Annotated in this window: 9 protein-coding genes, 1 tRNA gene and 1 pseudogene; 6 read left to right on the plus strand and 5 right to left on the minus strand. The window is 69.1% G+C overall.

Features of this window, described 5'->3' with window-relative positions:
* Nucleotides 1–77 precede the first annotated feature (77 nt).
* From HWX58_RS00765 to cydC, 5 genes and pseudogenes are all read left to right on the plus strand, one after another.
* Entirely contained in the window at nt 78–695 is a 618-nt protein-coding gene (locus tag HWX58_RS00765; RefSeq protein ID WP_175985047.1) for a helix-turn-helix transcriptional regulator, read from the plus strand.
* 34 nt (nt 696–729) lie between these two features.
* Nucleotides 730–2,145 carry a cytochrome ubiquinol oxidase subunit I gene (locus tag HWX58_RS00770; protein ID WP_175985616.1) on the plus strand — a complete coding sequence of 472 codons (1,416 nt, stop codon included), beginning with the start codon at nt 730–732 and terminating at the stop codon, nt 2,143–2,145.
* Nucleotides 2,146–2,154: 9 nt separating this feature from the next.
* Nucleotides 2,155–3,180: a cytochrome d ubiquinol oxidase subunit II gene (gene cydB, locus HWX58_RS00775; RefSeq protein WP_175985048.1), complete on the plus strand. Its 1,026-nt coding sequence runs from the start codon at nt 2,155–2,157 to the stop codon at nt 3,178–3,180.
* Complete coding sequence (cydD, locus tag HWX58_RS00780; RefSeq protein WP_175985049.1) at nt 3,177–4,820, plus strand: thiol reductant ABC exporter subunit CydD; 1,644 nt, start codon at nt 3,177–3,179, stop codon at nt 4,818–4,820. Before cydB ends, cydD begins: the two co-directional genes overlap by 4 nt.
* Nucleotides 4,817–6,474, plus strand: a pseudogene (cydC, locus tag HWX58_RS00785) (thiol reductant ABC exporter subunit CydC). The gene cydD and the pseudogene cydC overlap by 4 nt, the downstream one beginning before the upstream one ends.
* Nucleotides 6,475–6,666: 192 nt before the next feature.
* On the opposite strand, the gene HWX58_RS00790 reads toward cydC, so the two are convergent.
* Entirely contained in the window at nt 6,667–7,440 is a 774-nt protein-coding gene (locus HWX58_RS00790; protein WP_175985050.1) for a cupin domain-containing protein, read from the minus strand.
* A 141-nt stretch (nt 7,441–7,581) separates the two neighbouring features.
* On the opposite strand from HWX58_RS00790, the gene HWX58_RS00795 reads away from it, so the two are divergent.
* Nucleotides 7,582–7,672, plus strand: a tRNA-Ser gene (locus HWX58_RS00795).
* A gap of 338 nt (nt 7,673–8,010) precedes the next feature.
* Here the strand turns inward: HWX58_RS00795 and HWX58_RS00800 are convergent.
* The 4 genes from HWX58_RS00800 to HWX58_RS00825 all read right to left on the minus strand — a co-directional run bounded on the left by HWX58_RS00800 (nt 8,011) and on the right by HWX58_RS00825 (nt 12,170).
* On the minus strand, nt 8,011–9,333 hold the full coding sequence (locus tag HWX58_RS00800; protein WP_175985051.1) for a VCBS repeat domain-containing M23 family metallopeptidase: 1,323 nt from the start codon (nt 9,331–9,333) through the stop codon (nt 8,011–8,013).
* A 422-nt stretch (nt 9,334–9,755) separates the two neighbouring features.
* Entirely contained in the window at nt 9,756–10,799 is a 1,044-nt protein-coding gene (locus tag HWX58_RS14915; protein ID WP_250646023.1) for a heme-binding protein, read from the minus strand.
* A gap of 2 nt (nt 10,800–10,801) precedes the next feature.
* The gene (fdhA, locus tag HWX58_RS00820; protein ID WP_250646024.1) at nt 10,802–11,926 is read right to left on the minus strand and encodes a formaldehyde dehydrogenase, glutathione-independent; all 1,125 of its coding nucleotides are present in this window, start codon (nt 11,924–11,926) and stop codon (nt 10,802–10,804) included.
* Between the two features lie 64 nt (nt 11,927–11,990).
* On the minus strand, nt 11,991–12,170 hold the full coding sequence (locus tag HWX58_RS00825) for a hypothetical protein (RefSeq protein WP_175985052.1): 180 nt from the start codon (nt 12,168–12,170) through the stop codon (nt 11,991–11,993).
* Nucleotides 12,171–12,175 lie beyond the last annotated feature (5 nt).

Raw genomic sequence — 12,175 nt, forward strand, 5'->3', positions numbered from 1 at the left:
GACATCCCTACCGCCGCAGAGCGATTATTCACGGCCCGAGAATCACGGGCTGATCAGGAACTCGCCATAATTGAGGTATGGCTACCGCCCGGCCCGCATGCGGCCCGATCTCGACCTTCTCCCGGGTGCAGATCCTGCACCTGGTGCAGTCGCGATCCCGACGCACGATCGGCGAGCTGTGCGAGGCGACGGGGCTGCACCAGAACACGGTGCGCGAACACCTGCAGCGCCTGATCGACGGCGGCTACGTGCTCGCCGAGACCGAGCACCGCACGACCCGTGGTCGCCCGCGCACGCTGTACAGCGCGGCCACCGGCGCCCCCGAGGCATCCAGCCCGATCGCCCGTGACAAGGTCAGCGCCGCCGCCCGCCGCGGCGACCTCATGCGCCGGGCGCTGCCGTCCACGGCATCCGATCTCGGCCGCGAGGCCACCTATCAGCTCGACGCCCTCGTCGAGCACCTCGAAGAAAGCGGATTCGAGCCCGTCATCGACGACGGCCGGCTCACCATCGACCTCACCCCGTGCCCGCACGCCGCGGCGCGACCCGAGGACCGCCCGGTGCTGTGCCGGGTGCACCTGAGCCTCATGCAGTCTGTGCTGACCGAGGCCGGCGGCCCGCTGTCTGCCGACTTCGTGCGCGACCCTGCGCTGCCTGAGGACTGCGTCGTGCAGTTGAGAGACACCGCGGCCTGACGGCCATGCGTGATTCGAGAGAGGACATATCGTGATGGAGTGGCTGGATCCGCTGGCACTGGCCAGGTGGCAGTTCGGTCTCACGACCGTGTACCACTACCTGTTCGTCCCGCTGACGATCGGCATGGCGCTGGCCGCCGCGATCTTCCAGACCGCGTGGGTGCGCACCGGCAAGGTCCACTACCTGCACCTGACCCGGTTCTTTGGGAAGATCTTCCTCATCAACTTCGCCATGGGCGTGGTGACCGGCATCGTGCAGGAGTTCCAGTTCGGTATGAACTGGTCGGACTACTCGCGCTTCGTGGGCGACGTGTTCGGCGCCCCGCTCGCGTTCGAGGGGCTGCTGGCGTTCTTCTTCGAGGCGACGTTCATCGGTGTGTGGATCTTCGGCTGGGACAAGCTGCCGCAGAAGCTGCACCTGGCATCCATCTGGTGCGTCGCGATCGGCAGCACCCTGTCGGCGTACTTCATCATCGCCGCCAACGCCTTCATGCAGAACCCGGTCGGCTACGAGTACAACCCCGTCACGAACCGCGCCGAACTGGTCGACTTCTGGGCGCTGCTGACGAACCCGGTGGCGCTCGCCGCGTTCCCGCACACGATCTTCGGTGCGTTCATGTTCGCGGCCGGTGTCATCATCTCGGTATCGGCCTGGCACCTCTACCGAGGCCAGCACCTCGACACCATGCGCGTCTCTCTGAAGTTCGGTCTGTGGGGCATGCTCGTCTCGACCGCCGGCGTGGTGCTCTCGGGCGATCAGCTGGGCCTGGCGATGTACGCCGCCCAGCCGATGAAGATGGCCGCCGCCGAGGCGACGTTCAACACCGTCTGCGGGGCGGATGCCTCGTTCAGCCTGTTCACGCTCGGCACGCCGGACGGCTCGTCCGAGCTGTTCTCGATCCGCGTTCCGTACCTGTTGTCGCTGCTGTCGACGCACAGCTTCGACGAATGCGTGCACGGCATCAATGATCTGAACGCAGAGTACGCCGAGACATATGCCGATCTCGGCATCGACAACTTCGCTCCGGTGCTGTGGATCACCTACTGGGCGTTCCGCTGGATGATCGGCCTGGGCCTGCTGCACGCGTTCATCGCGTTGGTCGGCCTGTGGGTCACCCGTAAGGGGGCGAAGCGACCGGTCGCGAAGTGGATGTGGAAGATCGCCATCTGGTCGTTCCCGCTCGCACTGCTCGCCAACATCGTCGGGTGGGTGTTCACCGAGATGGGCCGCCAGCCGTGGATCGTGTTCGGGCTCATGAGCACCCGCGACGGCGTCTCGCCCGGCACCTCGGGCCTCGAAGTGCTCATCTCGCTGATCTCGTTCACCGCGATCTACGCCGCGCTCGCGGTGGTCGAGGTCCGACTGATCGTGAAGGCCGCGCAGAAGGGGCCAGACGCCGACGAACAACCCGCTGACGAGACGGCCCAGCTGCCGTCGACTGTGTACTGAGAGGCGACCATGGATCTCGCAACGCTCTGGTTCGGAATCATCGCCTTCCTCTTCGTCGGATACTTCGTGCTCGACGGCTTCGACTTCGGCGTGGGCATGTCGCTGCCGTTCCTCGGCGGCGTCGGCAAGAACCGCGACGACGTCACGCGCCGGCAGATCATCAACACGATCGGCCCGGTGTGGGATCTCAACGAGACCTGGCTCATCGTCGCCGGTGCCTGCCTGTTCGCGTCGTTCCCGGAGTGGTACGCCTCGCTGTTCAGCGGCTTCTACCTCGCCCTGCTGCTGATCCTGCTCACGCTCATCATGCGCGGCGTCTCGTTCGAGTACCGGCACCAGGGCAAGTCGGAGCGCTGGAAGGCCGGCTTCGACCGCATGATCGTCATCGGCTCGGCCGTGCCCGCGTTCCTCTGGGGCGTCGCGTTCGCCAACATCGTGCAGGGCGTCGCGCTCGACGAGAACCACGTCTACACCGGCACGCTCTTCGATCTGCTGAACGTGTACGCGCTGCTGGGCGGACTCACCACACTCCTGCTGTTCTTCACTCACGGAGCGACCTTCATCGCACTGAAGACCGACGGACAGTTGCGGTCGGATGCGCGCCGTCTGGCGTTCCGGGCCGGCCTGATCACGCTGGTGGTCGCCGCTGCGTTCCTGGTCTGGACGGTCGCCGCGCACTTCTCGATCGCCGTGCTGGTCCTCGCCGCGCTCGCCGCCGTGTCGCTCGTGCTGTCGATCGTCTCGAACCTGCGCGGCCGCGAAGGCTGGGCGTTCACGTTCGGCGCGCTGACGACGCTGTTCGCGGTGGTGACGCTGTTCGCGGCGCTGTTCCCGAACGTGCTGCCGTCGACCATCGACCCGGCGTTCAGTCTCACGATCGAGAACGCCTCGAGCACGGAGTACACGCTGACGATCATGACCTGGACGGCGCTGGTCGCCCTGCCGCTGGTGCTGCTCTACCAGGGCTGGACGTACTGGATCTTCCGCAAGCGCGTCACCCGGGCGCAGATCGAGGGGGCCCCGATCCACGCGTGAAACCCGTCGATCCGCGCCTTCTGAAGTACGCCGGCGCCGCGCGAGGATTCTTCGTCCTCGCGGCGGCGATCGGCGTTGCACAGACCGTGGTTGTGATCGCGTTCGCCTGGTTCTTGACGGATGCTGTGACCGGCGCGCTCGAGGGGCGCTCTGTCGCGTCTTCTCTCTGGTGGATGCTGGCGCTCGCGCTGCTGCGCGGCGCGCTGATCGCGGCATCCGACTTCGCGGGGATGCGTGCGGCGGCGGCCACTGGGACACAGCTGCGTCGGGCGCTGATCGGCGCCGTCGGGCGGCTGGGCCCCGGATGGCTCGCATCGCGGAATCAGGCGGCGCTCGCCGTCACGGCGGGGCACGGGCTCGAGGCACTGGACCAGTACTTCGCGAAGTACCTGCCGCAGCTCGTGCTCACCGTGATCGCGACGCCTGTGATCGTCGTGGTGATGTGGTGGCAGGACTGGCCGAGCGGCCTGACCGCGATCATCACGCTGCCGCTCATCCCGTTCTTCATGATCCTCATCGGCATCGCGACGCGCACGGTGCAGCGCAAGCAGTGGCAGACGCTGCAGCATCTCGCCGCTCGGTTCGCCGACACCGTGCAGGGGCTGGCGACGCTGCGGCTGTTCGGCCGCGAGCACCGGGCGGTGGCGCAGATCGAGGCGACGGCGGATCAGTACCGCCGCGAGACGATGAAGGTGCTGCGCTTCTCGTTCCTGTCGGGCTTCGCGATGGAACTGCTCTCCTCGCTCGCGGTCGCGCTGATCGCCGTGGCGGTGGGGTTCCGGCTACTCGCCGGAGACCTGTCGCTCGAGGTGGGGCTGTTCGTGCTTCTGCTGGCACCGGAGGCGTTCCTGCCGATCCGTCAGGTCGGGGTGCAGTTCCACGCGGCATCCGAGGGCGTCGCGGCGACGGAGGACGTCTTCGCGGTGCTGGACGAGGCAGGGGAAACGTCGTCTGCCACCCCGCACAACTCCGGAGCCTTCTTGCAGAACCCTGGATCCGTGGCTTCGGTTCGCCGCACAGAGGCCGTTTCTCCGGAGTTGCGCGCAGAGAACCTCCGCGTGCGCGACCTCGCACCGGTCTCCTTCACCGCGCGCCCGGGCACCGTGACGCTCATCGAGGGGCCGAGTGGCTCAGGCAAGTCCAGCCTGATCGCAGCTCTCCGGGGCGCCGCACCATTCGCGGGCACAGCGACGCTCGGCGGACGTGACATCCGCGAGCTCGCCCCGGCGGACTGGATCGCCTGGGCGGGGCAGGGTCCGGGCCTCATCCGCGGGACGATCGCCGACAACGTCGCACTCGGCTCGACGGCGGATGCGACCGGCATCCGCCGTGCTCTCGACGCCGCCTGCGCTGAGGACCTCGACGCCGACCTCGAACTCGGCGTGCAGGGGAGCGGGCTGTCCGGCGGTCAGGCGCAGCGCGTCGCGGTCGCCCGCGCGCTGTACCGTCACGCGCAGAGCCCGGACCGAGTGCTCGTGCTCGACGAGCCCTCCAGCGCTTTGGACGCCGATACCGAGGCGCGGCTGTGGGCGACGCTGCGCGAGCGGGCGGATGCCGGAGCGGCCGTTGTGCTCGTCTCGCACCGCCGCACCGCCCGCGACATCGCCGACCAGGTCGTCTCGTTGGGGGTGAACGCATGAGTCGGGCCACGACTCGCGCCCGCGGCATCCTGCGCCTGGCGCAACCGCCCGTACGTCGGTTCGTCCCCGGTCTCATCTGGGGTGTCTTCTCGGCCGTCGCCGCGGTGTCGCTGCTCGCCGTCAGCGGCTGGCTCATCGTGAGCGCCTCGATCGTCGACTCGCTCGTGCCGCTGTCGGTCGCGGTGGTCGGTGTACGCTTCTTCGCCGTCTCGCGGGCGGTCTTCCGCTACCTGGAGCGGCTGTCCGGTCACGACGCAGCCCTGCGTCAGCTCGCGACGACCCGATCCGACATGGTGCGCAGGCTCATCCCGCTCTCGCCGGCCGGGCTCGGCCGCACCGACCGCGGGCGCGTTCTCTCGGCACTCGTGGATGACGTCGAGAATCTGCAGAACCTGCCCCTGCGGGTCGTTCAGCCGCTCGCGGTCGCCGGCATCGTCGCCGTCGGTGCGGTCGGGTTCGTCGCGTTCATCTCGCCGCCCGCCGCGCTCACGCTCGCCGTCTGCCTCCTGGCGGCGGCTGTCGGCGCGATCGGACTGGGCTGGGTGTTCGGCGCCCGCGCCGAGGAGCGGGTCTCTCACGAGCGGGCCGAGCTCTCGGCATCCCTGGTCGACTACTTCGGCAGCCTCGACGTGCTGCTCGCCTACGGCGCGGAGCCGGCGGCCCGCGAACGCATCGAGCGCGCCGACGCGGCGGTGCGCCGCACGGTGACGCGGGCATCGCTGGCGCAGGCGATCGCTGCCGGCGTGGTGTCGGTGCTCGCCGGCGTGGCGTCGGCGTGGGCGGTCGCTGCGGCATCCCCGGGTCTGGCGACCGGTGCGATCGACGGCCCGTGGCTCGCGGTCGTCGTGCTCGTGCCGATGGTCGTGTTCGAGGTGTTCGGCACGGTCCCGGTGGCTGCAGCAGCGTGGCGGAGCGTGCGGGCGAGCGCCGAGCGTGTGGTCGATGTGCTTCCGGCATCCGTGCCGGAGGAGCTGCGGGCGGATGCCGGCAGCGATGACGTGCCGCCGGGAGCAGCCGTGCGCTTGCGCGACGTGCGGGCCTCGTGGCCGGGCGGAGCGCCGGCGCTCCGCGGCGTCACGCTCGACGTCGCGCCGGGGGAGCGGGTGCTCGTCACGGGCCCCAGCGGCGCCGGCAAGAGCTCGCTCGCCGCGGTGCTCGTCGGGTTCCTGCGCGCCGAGGGCGAGTTCACGATCGGCGGGACGGATGCCGCGACCCTAAGCGGACCGGCGCTCCGGCGCACGATCGGGCTGTGCGAACAGCATCCGCAGCTCTTCGACGAGGACATCCGGCAGAACCTGCTGTTCGCGCGCGACACGGCCACCGACGACGACCTGCTCGCCGTGCTCGAGCGCGTCGGGCTGGGGGACTGGGTGCGGGGCGCGGAGGTCTGGACGCCCGCGTCGGCGATCGGGGCGCGCTGGTGTCGGGCGGTCAGGCGCAGCGCATCGCGCTCGCCAGGGCGCTGCTGCGCGGGTTCCCCGTACTGGTCCTCGACGAACCGACGGCCGGCGTCGATCCCGAGGCATCCGACGCGCTGCTGCGCGATCTGCTGGGGGCCGCGGGCGACCAGTCGGTGATCCTGATCTCGCACGTCGCGCCGCCCGAGGGGACCGTCGATCGGGTCGTGCGGATCGAGGCCGGCCGCACTGTTTGAGCCGCGGGCCGCGCAGACAGCCCGACGGCGCGCGCGGAGGGGGCGCATTGTGCGGCTATTTCAACGCGATGGCGACCGTTTGCGCCCCCTCATCGCGTGCAGCGGTGCGGCGGCTCCCGAGAGGGGGCGTGTTCGGCGCTCACGTACAGGGTTTGTCGGCCGTTCGCGACCCCTGCCGCGGTCGCAGGGACCTCAGTAGAGCTCGACCGGGGGCTCCATGACGATGCCCTGCGCCTCGAAGGCGCGCCGGCGTTCCTCGATGCGTCGGTGCTGCTCGAGCCGGGCACCTTCGATCAGCGCCGGGTCGATCGGAACGCTCTCGACATGCAGGGTCCCGTCGTTCTCGGCGATGTAGGCGTCGAGCTCGGGGCCCGAAGTGAGGGACGTGATGAGCGAGTAGCGCGGCGTGCTGCCTCGGTGCCAGACCGCGTGCCAGAAGCGCTGCGTGTCGACGACCATGCGGGTGCCGGCGGGCAGGGGAAGCCGCTGCTCGGTCGCCGGGTCGAACCGGTCCTCGCGGAGGATGAGCAGCGAGTCCGAGTCGTCGGTGAGGTTGACGTAGGAGCGGACGACCCAGCCCGTTCCGTCCTCGTTGAGACGGTTGTTGTCGTCCTGGTGGAGGTTGTAGATCGCATCGGCGTAGGTGTTCGGCTGCAGCTCGATCACGCGGCAGCGCCCGACGTTCACGCCCGGTTCCTGAGCGAGTCGGGTCAGCGTCGGGGCCTGCTCGGTCTGCGAGGCGATCCAGACGCCGTCCTTGTCGGTGCGCGGCGGGGTCTGGTTCCAGAATCCGTTGCATTCGATCTCGCCGGCGTAACTGGCCAGGGGTGCGAAGCGGGTGACGCCGGACGAACGCCATCCGACGTACTCCAGGCCCAGCCATTCGGCCGGATCGATCGGGCTCGCGAGAGGCGAGAGGACGACGTAGCCGGTCTCGGCCAGGGCCGCCGACGTGATGAAGCTCATGGGAACAACCTCCGTAAGGTCATCCTAACCAGCGCGCGCTCGCGTGACGAGATGGGTCGCCGGGGATACTCGGCGGGAGGGGGTGGGATGCCGCGATGCCTCGATTCGCGCGCATCGACGCGGTGTCGTAAACTGATCCACGGTGACGTGTCCGAGCGGCCGAAGGTGCAACTCTCGAAAAGTTGTGTAGGGTAACCCCCTACCGTGGGTTCAAATCCCACCGTCACCGCCAGATCGAAGGCCCCGACTCTCCTGGAAAACGCTGGGAAGTCGGGGCCTTCGTCGTTGCCGGCGTCAGGGGTGGGAACATGCTGGTGCGACCTCGACTGCCGGATCCAGGCCAAGATGGCGGCCTGCGGCAGTACGCGGTGAGGGAGTCCTCGTAGCCGGCATCCGGACCACGCGCCGACGCGCGCTGCCGCCCGGTTGCGGCTCCTGCGCCTCGCAGGCGCCGAATCGTCAACCGAGCACGACGGCCGGATATGCCGAGGCCGCGACGATCGCCGAGTGAGGACAACTCGCGCGCGGAGGTCGTCGCCCGTCACGGCGGCTGAGACCGAAGGCTCCGGCTCACTCGATCTGCTTGTAGCCTCCCCAGCCGGCGCTGATGAGCGTGCGGGCCTTGAGCTTGCCGGTGCCGTCACCGGGGTAGAGGTAGAGCTCGCCGGAGGTCGTGCGGGCGATGATGTCGGCCTTGCCGTCGCCGTTGTAGTCGACGCCACCGGTGATCGCGGTGATCGATCCCCAGCCGCTGCTGACCGTCACGCGGGCGTTGAAGCCGCCGGCCTTGCCCTTGTAGAAGTACAGGTTGCCGTCATTCGAGACGGCCATGATGTCGCCGAGCCGGTCACCGGTGAAGTCGCCGCCGGCGAGCATCCGTATGCCGTTCCAGCCGCTGCCGACCGTGATGTGCGGTGCGGCGAGCGTACCGGCGCCACTGCCGCGGTAGATCGTGAGGACGCCGGATGCCGACACCCCGAGCACGTCGTACAGGCCGTCGCCGGTGTAGTCGGCGCCCGAGGTGACATGCAGCATGTCGTACCAGCCGCTCTCGAGCCGGCTGTACCCGTTGAAGCCGCCGCCCGGGGCGCCGGCGTAGTACTCGAGCAGGCCGTCACTGCGCACGGCGAGCAGATCCGCACGGCCGTCGGCGTTCAGGTCCGTGTACGTCAGGTGACGGTACAGGCCCCAGCCGCTCGTGACGATCGATGCTCCGCCGAACCCGCCGCTGCCGTTGCCCGGCCGCACCTGCAGGTCGCTGTCCGAGGCGAGGCCCAGAAGGTCGGCCTTGCCATCGCCGGTGTAGTCGGCCGTGCCGATCGGGCCAGGGGCAGCCGTCCGCAGACCGGGGAACACGAGCGGCAGCGGGGCGCCGCGCGCCACCGTCGACAGGCACGTGAACCCCTGATTGATCGCGGTGTAGACCGAGCCGTTCCGCCACACCTCGAAGTGCAGGTGCGCGCCCGTCGAGTTCCCGGTGCTGCCGACGACCCCGATCTGCTGGCCGCGTGTGACGCTCGCCCCCGGGGCGACCGTCCCCTGAGAGACCATGTGCGCGTAGCGCGTGACGTAGCCGCCGACGTGCTCGATGTCGACGAAGTACCCGTAGCCGCCGCTGTAGGCGCGCGTCTTGATCACGCCGTCGTACGCGGCGAGGATCGGCGTGCCGCCCTGACCCGAGATGTCGATGCCCTGGTGCGTCGGCCTGCCGGTACCGCAGCCATCTGCGACCTTCGAGCGGATGGTGCCGGATGCCGGGATGATCATCTGCCCGTCCGTCGCCGCCGAAGCAGGGACTGCGGCGGTCACCTGCGGCGCCACGAGTCCGATGAGCACGGCCACTGCTGCGACCATGGCGAGTCGCGCCAGACGCCAGCGTGACCTTCGTCTCATCCCGAGCTCTCCCCGACTCGCGCGGCTGCGTGAGTGCAGCATCCATCGAGGTCACGGTACCAGCGCGGCGGCGTGCGCGCCGTCAGGCCTCACCCGGCCGGTGCCGCGGCCGAGACCAGCTCCTCCTCCGCATGCAGGCCGCGCCCGCCGCGGAACCGTGCCGCCGGGTGCGTGTCCGCCACCCGCGGACCGTCGCCGTGCACGCGCTCGCAAAACATCCCGCATGAGCGTTCAGCGCGTGCGGCGGTAGCGGATGTGCGTCGTCAGCGGCGAGTGCAGCACTCCGACCGGTTCCCAGTCGAAGCGCGAGCCGTCGAAGATGCGCTCGCCTGAACCCAGCAGCACCGGAGCGATGTCGAGCGTGAGCTCGTCGATGACGGTACTCGATGGGCGCCTCAGTCAGCGGGACAACGCCAGCGCCGTCAGCTCAGCACGCGTGCTGGCCCCGACCTTCCGCCTCCGGCCGTGACCAGGCGGAGCACGTCCTGTTCCCGCAGAGTCAGTGTCACACCGTTGACCAGCGGCTCGGCATCCGAGGGGGGATCCAGAGGGATCCGAACCTCCACCGACGATCCCCAGCCCGGTGTAGCATCCACGCTCAGCACGCCGTCGAGCGAGGCGACTCGCTCAGTGATCGGGCGGAGCGACTCGTCGTGCACGGTCAGGTCGCCGCGCCCGTCATCACGGATGCTGACCAGCAGATTCAGCCCGTCGCAGTCCCACTGCACGCGCACCCGATGTGCGTCGCCGCCGTCGACCAGCCCCAGGATGGTGTTGCGCACGATCGCACGCCCGGCGTGGGCGACCTCGCTGGGCAGCGCCCTTCCCGTGGACGGCGGCTCCACGAACTGGATCTCCAGCGAGCCGAATCGCTCCAGCGGTCGAAGATCGCTCCGCAGCCGGGCGAACGCCCCGACGACGGGTTCGAGGATGGAGCGGCTCTGTTCGTCGGCCGCGGTCCGCAACCGCACCAGCGCCGCGGCTGCGGTCTCGATCGCTGACGTCCGAGCGGAGCTGTCGTCGAGTCGAGGCGACCGCAGAATCGCCAGCAACGACTCGAGCTCGAGCGCGTGTCGGTCAGCCTGGTCGGCGACCGTCTGGTCCTGTTCGCCGGATCCGCCGCTCACGCCGACGGCGCCGACGACCACGCCGTCCCGCACGAGCGGGATGCCACCGGCGAAGATCGCGACCTTGCCGCCGTTCGTGTTCTGGATGCCGAAGAACTGCTGGGTCGGCTGGGAGTTGTCTCCCAGGTCCTTCGTCGAGATGTCGAAAGCCTTCGACGTCCACGCCTTGTTGATCGAGATGTTCACGCTGCCGATCCAGGCGCCGTCCTGCCGGACGTGCGCGACGAGATTTCCGCCGGAGTCGACGACGGCGATGTTCATGGGCTGGCCGATCTCGGTGGCCTTCTTCTCGGCGGCCGCGATGACGCGGCGCGCGTCTTCCAAGTTGACAGTGGACATGATCACTCTTTGATGTATCCGTTGGGGTTGAGGACGTACTTGGTGGCGGCTCCGGCATCGAACTCCGCATAGCCCTGGGGTGCCTCGTCCAGGCTGATCGCCTTGGCGTTGACGGCTGCGGCGATGTGCGCCCTGTCGTGCAGGATCGCCATCATCAGCTGCCGGTTGTACTTCATGACCGGGCACTGTCCGGTGGTGAACGACAGCGACTTCGCCCAGCCCGTTCCGAGATTGATCGAAAGCGACCCGACCTTGGCCGCTTCGTCGACGGCACCGGGATCGCCCGTCACGTAGAGCCCGGGGATGCCGATGGCGCCGCCCGCGGCCGTGGCCTCCAGGAGGGAGTTGAGCACGGTCGCCGGAGCCTCCTTCGCCTTTGCGCCATGGCCCTCGCTGCGCGCCTCGAAGCCGACGGCATCGACCGCGGCATCCACCTCCGGCAAGCCCAAGAGCTGATCGAGCTGATCGGGTACGGGCCCCTTACCGACGTCGATCGTCTCGCATCCGAAGCTGCGCGCCTGAGCGAGGCGGTCCTCGTTCAGGTCGCCGACGATCACCACCGCAGCGCCCAGCAGCTGAGCGCCGACGGCCGCGGCGAGACCGACGGGCCCGGCCCCCGCGATGTAGACGGTAGAACCCACCCCGACACCAGCCGTGACGGCACCGTGGAAGCCGGTCGGGAAGATATCGGAGAGCATCGTCAGGTCGAGGATCTTCTCGAGCGCCTGATCGCGGTCGGGGAACTTCAGCAGGTTCCAGTCGGCGTACGGCACCAGCACGTACTCCGCCTGGCCGCCGACCCATCCACCCATGTCGACGTAGCCGTAAGCGCTGCCCGGCCGGTCGGGATTGACGTTCAGGCAGATTCCGGTCTTGCCCTCCTTGCAGTTGCGGCAGCGGCCGCAGGAGATGTTGAACGGCACCGACACGATGTCGCCGACCTTGATGAACTCCACATCGGGGCCCGCCTCGACCACCTCGCCGGTGATCTCATGGCCGAGGACCAGTCCTTCCGGAGCCGTCGTGCGGCCGCGCACCATGTGCTGATCCGACCCGCAGATGTTCGTCGCGACGGTGCGGAGGATCACGCCGTGCGGGATCTTCCGTTCGTGCGGAGGGTTCCGCACGTCCAGACTGACTCAGCCGCGCCGAAAGGCGATACCTACTCTCGGACCGTTCTCACCTACCCGATCAGGTAGGTTCCGGCGACTCGTTCCACGCGGTGATCGGAGTGCGGGCGCGCCGGGTGATGAGGTCGCGGATGCCGAGACCGACGAGGAACGGGATGAGAAGCGTGCCGAACGCCCACAGCGTCTCGCGACGCGTGACCGCTGACGACGCGTCGGGGAGCTGTACTCCGACGAGCCCCATTCGTT

The organism is Microbacterium tenebrionis (genome assembly GCF_903645325.1).
GTDB classification, from domain to species: Bacteria; Actinomycetota; Actinomycetes; order Actinomycetales; family Microbacteriaceae; genus Microbacterium; species Microbacterium tenebrionis.

What these genes read in the sequence shown, in the direction of transcription:
- cydB (WP_175985048.1), top strand. Translation starts at nt 2,155, where the DNA reads ATGGATCTCGCAACGCTCTGGTTCGGAATCATCGCCTTCCTCTTCGTC.
- HWX58_RS00800 (WP_175985051.1), bottom strand. Translation starts at nt 9,333, where the DNA reads ATGAGACGAAGGTCACGCTGGCGTCTGGCGCGACTCGCCATGGTCGCA.
- HWX58_RS00770 (WP_175985616.1), top strand. Translation starts at nt 730, where the DNA reads ATGGAGTGGCTGGATCCGCTGGCACTGGCCAGGTGGCAGTTCGGTCTC.
- HWX58_RS14915 (WP_250646023.1), bottom strand. Translation starts at nt 10,799, where the DNA reads ATGTCCACTGTCAACTTGGAAGACGCGCGCCGCGTCATCGCGGCCGCC.
- HWX58_RS00825 (WP_175985052.1), bottom strand. Translation starts at nt 12,170, where the DNA reads ATGGGGCTCGTCGGAGTACAGCTCCCCGACGCGTCGTCAGCGGTCACG.
- HWX58_RS00790 (WP_175985050.1), bottom strand. Translation starts at nt 7,440, where the DNA reads ATGAGCTTCATCACGTCGGCGGCCCTGGCCGAGACCGGCTACGTCGTC.
- HWX58_RS00765 (WP_175985047.1), top strand. Translation starts at nt 78, where the DNA reads ATGGCTACCGCCCGGCCCGCATGCGGCCCGATCTCGACCTTCTCCCGG.